Origin of the sequence: Accumulibacter sp. (genome assembly GCF_029255145.1) — a bacterium.
In the GTDB taxonomy this organism is placed as follows: Bacteria; Pseudomonadota; Gammaproteobacteria; order Burkholderiales; family Rhodocyclaceae; genus Accumulibacter.
Genome location: NZ_JAPUVQ010000070.1, coordinates 1 through 3,491 on the forward strand (window position 1 = coordinate 1; position 3,491 = coordinate 3,491).

Annotated in this window: 7 protein-coding genes; 3 read left to right on the forward strand and 4 right to left on the reverse strand. The window is 63.3% G+C overall.

What is annotated here, in order from left to right; all coding sequences use genetic code 11:
* The first annotated feature begins 30 nt into the window (after positions 1 to 30).
* Both Q1L50_RS07385 and nudB read left to right on the forward strand, forming a co-directional pair.
* Positions 31 to 459, forward strand: a complete 429-nt coding sequence (locus Q1L50_RS07385) for a barstar family protein (RefSeq protein ID WP_300337168.1) — start codon at positions 31 to 33, stop codon at positions 457 to 459.
* Positions 456 to 911 carry a dihydroneopterin triphosphate diphosphatase gene (gene nudB / locus Q1L50_RS07390; protein WP_300337170.1) on the forward strand — a complete coding sequence of 152 codons (456 nt, stop codon included), beginning with the start codon at positions 456 to 458 and terminating at the stop codon, positions 909 to 911. Before Q1L50_RS07385 ends, nudB begins: the two co-directional genes overlap by 4 nt.
* On the opposite strand, the gene Q1L50_RS07395 is transcribed toward nudB, so the two are convergent.
* The 4 genes from Q1L50_RS07395 to Q1L50_RS07410 are packed head-to-tail and all read right to left on the reverse strand — an operon-like array spanning position 892 to position 3,033.
* A complete protein-coding gene (locus tag Q1L50_RS07395) occupies positions 892 to 1,128 on the reverse strand; it encodes a cysteine-rich CWC family protein (RefSeq protein ID WP_366145222.1) in 237 nt (78 codons plus the stop codon). The genes nudB and Q1L50_RS07395 overlap by 20 nt on opposite strands.
* The gene (locus Q1L50_RS07400; protein ID WP_300337173.1) at positions 1,086 to 1,859 is read right to left on the reverse strand and encodes a DNA-binding domain-containing protein; all 774 of its coding nucleotides are present in this window, start codon (positions 1,857 to 1,859) and stop codon (positions 1,086 to 1,088) included. The genes Q1L50_RS07395 and Q1L50_RS07400 overlap by 43 nt, the downstream gene beginning before the upstream one ends.
* Positions 1,856 to 2,725 (reverse strand): DUF692 domain-containing protein, encoded by an 870-nt coding sequence (locus Q1L50_RS07405; protein ID WP_300337175.1) that lies wholly within the window; start codon positions 2,723 to 2,725, stop codon positions 1,856 to 1,858. The genes Q1L50_RS07400 and Q1L50_RS07405 overlap by 4 nt, the downstream gene beginning before the upstream one ends.
* 47 nt (positions 2,726 to 2,772) lie before the next feature.
* Positions 2,773 to 3,033 (reverse strand): hypothetical protein, encoded by a 261-nt coding sequence (locus tag Q1L50_RS07410; RefSeq protein ID WP_300337177.1) that lies wholly within the window; start codon positions 3,031 to 3,033, stop codon positions 2,773 to 2,775.
* 299 nt (positions 3,034 to 3,332) lie between these two features.
* On the opposite strand from Q1L50_RS07410, the gene Q1L50_RS07415 reads away from it, so the two are divergent.
* Positions 3,333 to 3,491, forward strand: a 159-nt coding sequence (locus Q1L50_RS07415; RefSeq protein WP_300337179.1) for an ATP-binding protein, incomplete at its 3' end; no start/stop codon positions are given.

Sequence of the window (3,491 nt, forward strand, 5' to 3'; positions counted from 1 at the left end):
TAATTCCTGATGGCCATCAGTCCCCACCCAGTGCAGCGCCTGCTCGAAGATGCAAGCCAGGCCGGCGTCTACCATCTGGCCCGCAGCCACCAGGCGGCGCTGAAGGCGGCTGCCGTCGCCGCAGGCTTGGCCGTTTTCGACGTCAGTCTCGCCGACGCGGCGCGTATTGAGCTGGTGCTCGCGCAGCTGGGCCGCGAGCTGGCCTTCCCGAGGTGGTACGGCTGCAACTACGACGCCCTCAAGGACTGCTTGAGCGACCTCTCGTGGTGCGCGGCGACCGGCTACGTATTACTGCTGTCGGGAGCCGAAACCCTGGCGGCCAAGGATCCCTCCGCCTTCTGGACGCTCAACCAGGTGTTTGCCGCGGCGATTGACGATTGGCAGTCGCAAGGCGTTCCGATGTGGGTCTTCTACGACCTTCGTGCTGACGGGCTGGCCACGCTTCCATTGCCCGGATGAGCCAGTACAAGCTGCCGGTGTCGGTTCTGGTCGTCATCCACACCCCGGAGCTCTTGGTGCTGCTGCTCGAACGCGCCGCCCATGCGGGCTACTGGCAGTCGGTCACCGGCAGCCAGGAAGCCGGCGAAAGCCTCGTCGAAACGGCGACTCGCGAGCTCTCCGAGGAAACCGGAATCACGGCGACAGCCGCCGAACTGCGTGACTGGAAACTCACCAACCGCTACGAGATCTTTGCCGAGTGGCGCCACCGTTACGCGCCAGGCGTGCTGCACAACACCGAACACGTATTCTCGCTGCAAGTGCCGAACCCCCGGCCGGTAACCGTCGCGGCCGGGGAACATCTCGGCTACTGCTGGCTACCCTGGCGCGAAGCCGCTGCCAGGTGCTTTTCGTGGAGCAACCGCGATGCCCTGCTGATGCTGCCGGAACGGGTCAGCCAGGCCCGGCGCTAAGCCGCTGCGCCAGGCACTTCGGGCAGTAGCAGTTGCCGCCGACTGTCGGCTCGATCGCGGTCGGTGCTTGCTCCATGCACCAGCAGCTTGTCAGACCGGCGACAGCGCCACAGACAAACGAAGCGCCGCAGCCCTCGCAAACACTCGCGACCAGTTGCGCGTCGGGTTCCGGCATCAACTTTCTCCACTCTTCGCCAGCAGACCTTCGGCGATCCATCGCGCCAGGAGCCCGGCCGCGGTTTGCGCTGGTTCGGCATCGCCGGACGCAGCTATCATGGCGCAGCACTCGGCGAAACTGGCTCCTTGCGTCAAGGCCTGCAGGGCAGCGGCCTCGCCGATATCGGCCGACCGCCAGCAGCAATCGAGCACCGGACGCCAGATCACAAGCGAGTGCAAGAGCGGCTCGGGTTCCACTGTCGACGCCTCGTGGTCATCATTCAGGGCCTTCCAGAGTGGCTCGATGCGCCAAGCCAGATCAAGTAGCTGCAAGGACGGTACCGGCGTGAAGCGCAGCGATGGCCAATCGTCGGGTGCCAGCAAGGCGAGGTCGCCAGCGCCCATCAGCGGCACGTCGGCGGCATCGAAGGCGGCACGCATTGCCCAGTCCATGCGCGCCAGGTCAACCAGCGCCGGGTGCGCCAGATGGCCTGGCGTTGCCGCAAGAAAGTCCGCGAGCGAGTCGCCAAACCAGCGAATCGAGCGAAAGTGCGATGGCTGGGCGTCGATATAGGCACGCGCAAGATCGGCGAAGGAGTCGTCGCCGATGGCCAGGCGCAATACCGGGAAATTGTCACCTAGCGCCGCTGTCAGGCGAGCCCGGTACGCCCGCAGATACACCGCGAAGCCGCCGGCAAGTTGTGGCCCCTCGCTGACAAACAGGCCGGGTGTCGGGTTTTCGCCGACGATCGCCTCCTGGATGCGCAGTTGCTGGGTCATCAGCGGACTCATGCGGCGCGTCTCGTGTCGGCGAGGGCTCGTTCTGCCACCGCCCGTGCGACATCGAGTTCGGCGACCAGCACCGCCAGCGCCGGAATGTCGTCGTCACGCTCGATCATCGTCGGCACGGCACCCAGGCGGCCTACGGCATGGGCATAAAGCTCCCAGACCGCGTCGCAGACCGGGTGGTCATGGGTATCGATGATGTAGCTGCCATGGTCTTCATGCCCCGCGAGATGAATCGATCGCACAGCCGCGGCCGGCACGGCGTCGATGAAGGCACGCGGATCGAAACCGTGATTGACGCTGCTCACATAGACGTTGTTCACGTCGAGCAGCAACTCACAGCCCGTTCGCGTGATCAGCTCGCAGATGAACTCCCACTCGCTCATCTCGTCGCTTCGATACGTCACGTAGCTGGAAACGTTTTCCAGAACCAGGGACCTGCCAAGGGCATCCTGCACCTGTGCCACGCGCGGCGCAAGGTGCCGCAGGCTCGCTTCACAGTAAGACAGCGGCAACAGGTCGTGCAGGTTCAGCGAAGCCGTCCCGGTCCAACACAGATGGTCGGAAACCCAGGCCGGCTCGATCCTGTCGGCCAGCACCCTGAGCTGCCGCAGATACGCGCAATCAAGGGCGTCGGTGCTGCCGATCGAGAGTGAAACGCCATGCATCACCATCGGGTAGTCACGGCGTATGCGATCAAGAAAGTGCAGCGGCTTGCCGCCGTCGACCAGGTAGTTCTCCGAGATGATCTCCAGCCAGTCAACGCGTTGCGGTGCGGCGACAAAGTCGCGATAGTGCTCGGTGCGCAGCCCAAGGCCGAACCCTCGAACGAAGTTGCTCACCATTTGCCCCCTTCCGATCGCCTTCGGCATGACCACTCCACCTGTCGGAGGAATGGTCACGCCATTCGGCAGCGAGTTTACTTGACCACCTTGCCACCGGCGTCGGTGCACTCTTTGGCGCTGCCCTTGACCACCCATCCCTGACCCTTGCAGGAGTTCATCCCCTTGCATTCGTTCTTGGCAGTCTTGCACTCCGAGTTGCCCTTGCAGGCATTGACCCCTGCGCAATGAACCGGAGCTCCTTCAGCGGCGCTGGCGATCGGCGCCAGCAGGCTTCCCGTGGCGAAAAGGGCTGCCGCAGCTGCGGCAATGGCTACTCCAGACAGTTGATGTGACATCGTTCTTCTCCTCTAGATGGGGGGGGTTCTGTCAGGACCGAGGCGGTGTAGCCACCTGTCCGACATTGCTTAGACGCGTGCAAAGGCGAACTACTTACAGAGGAGGATGAAAATCTTCCGCAGCGAGCCCGCACCGATCATGCCGCTCACAACCTCGCTGCCTTGCACCAGTTCGTCTTGAACCTACTTCGCCTCGCCCCGGTCCGCTGTAGTGGTCAAGTAATTTCGGACACCGGGATAGGTTGTTTTTCTGCCATTTGATGTTCATAGACATTCGGCGGCCGGTAACCGAGTTTCGAGTGCAGGCGGGTGCTGTTGTAGAAGCCGACGATGTAGCCAACCTGTTCTTCCAGGTCATTGCCGCGCGCTACGAGAAAGGCAGTCTGATCGTCACCAGCAACCTGTCGTTCGGCCAATGGGATGCCACCTTTGCCCAGGATGCCACGCTGACCGCGGCA

Excerpts from the sequence above, each read along its gene's own strand:
- Q1L50_RS07395 (WP_366145222.1), bottom strand. The coding sequence starts at position 1,128 with ATGGATCGCCGAAGGTCTGCTGGCGAAGAGTGGAGAAAGTTGATGCCG.
- Q1L50_RS07410 (WP_300337177.1), bottom strand. The coding sequence starts at position 3,033 with ATGTCACATCAACTGTCTGGAGTAGCCATTGCCGCAGCTGCGGCAGCC.
- Q1L50_RS07405 (WP_300337175.1), bottom strand. The coding sequence starts at position 2,725 with ATGCCGAAGGCGATCGGAAGGGGGCAAATGGTGAGCAACTTCGTTCGA.
- Q1L50_RS07400 (WP_300337173.1), bottom strand. The coding sequence starts at position 1,859 with ATGAGTCCGCTGATGACCCAGCAACTGCGCATCCAGGAGGCGATCGTC.
- nudB (WP_300337170.1), top strand. The coding sequence starts at position 456 with ATGAGCCAGTACAAGCTGCCGGTGTCGGTTCTGGTCGTCATCCACACC.